This window comes from Falsiroseomonas oryziterrae, from assembly GCF_021864505.1.
In the GTDB taxonomy this organism is placed as follows: domain Bacteria; phylum Pseudomonadota; class Alphaproteobacteria; order Acetobacterales; family Acetobacteraceae; genus Falsiroseomonas; species Falsiroseomonas oryziterrae.
The window spans coordinates 1-1,102 of record NZ_JAKJIB010000604.1; the positions used below are offsets into that span (position 1 = coordinate 1).

1 protein-coding gene and 1 pseudogene are annotated in these 1,102 nt (G+C 73.4%); both read right to left on the reverse strand.

The genetic code is table 11. From position 1 onward, the window contains the following. A partial coding sequence (locus tag L2I40_RS23545) for a magnesium chelatase domain-containing protein (protein ID WP_272911013.1) occupies positions 1-439 on the reverse strand: 439 nt, incomplete at its 3' end. A gap of 42 nt (positions 440-481) precedes the next feature. Further along, a pseudogene (locus tag L2I40_RS23550) lies at positions 482-1,102 on the reverse strand (histone deacetylase family protein); the annotation flags it as partial.

A 1,102-nucleotide genomic window follows, 5' to 3' on the forward strand; every position in this document is an offset into this window, starting at 1 on the left:
CGGCCTCCGGTCCCTGCGCGGCGGGGCAGATCAGGCCGAGCTCGCGCGCGCCGGCGGCGATCGCGGCAGGCAGCACGCCGGCGACCGGCGCGAGCGTCCCGTCGAGCGCAAGCTCGCCGAGCGCGGCGTGTTCCGCCACCGCGTCGCGCGGGACCACCTCCATCGCGGCGAGCACGCCGAGCGCCAATGGCAGGTCGAAATGGCTGCCTTCCTTCAGCAGGTCGGCCGGGGCGAGGTTCACGATGACCCGCTTCGGCGGCAGGGAGAGGCCGATGGCGGTCAGCGCCGCGCGCACGCGTTCGCGGGATTCGCCAACCGCCTTGTCGGGAAGCCCGACGACGAGGAAGGCGGGCAGGCCGGGCGCGATCTGCACCTGCACCTCCACCGGCACGGCTTCGATGCCGCTGAAGGCGAAGGTCGGGATGCGGGCGATGGTCACGGAACCCAGGGTTGATGGTTCCGTGCCGAGGATCAACCGAAATCAGCCATCCCAGGCGCCGAGGAAGCGCGCGAGAAGCGCCCCGATGACGTCGACGTTGTAGCCGCCTTCCTGCACGATCGCCGTCGGCAGGCGTGAAGCGGAGATGGCGGCGGCGGCGCGGGCGAAGCCGTCCTCGGTCACGCGCAGGAAGCCGAGCGGCTCGTGCTCCGACGCGTCGAAGCCGAGCGAGAGCACCAGCGCGTCGGCGCGGAAGGCGGCGATGGCGGCGAGGCCCGTCGCGATCGCGGCGAGCCAGTCGGCGTCGCCGCTGCCCTGGGCGAGCGGGAGGTTTAGGTTGCATCCATCGCCGGGGCCCGCGCCGTGCTCTTCCCGGTGGCCCACGAACCACGGGTAGTAGCGGTTCGGGTCGCCATGCACCGACACGGTGAGCACGTCGCCGCGCTCCCAGAAGATGCCCTGCGTGCCGTTGCCGTGGTGGCTGTCGATGTCGAGCACGGCGACGCGCGCGGCACCGGCCTCGCGCAGCGCCTGGGCGGCGAGGGCGGCGTTGTTGACGTAGCAATGGCCGCCGGCCCGCGCCGCATAGGCGTGGTGGCCGGGCGGGCGGCAGAGCGCATAGGCCGTGCGGCCCTGCGCGGCTTCGCCCGCAGATCCGGAGAG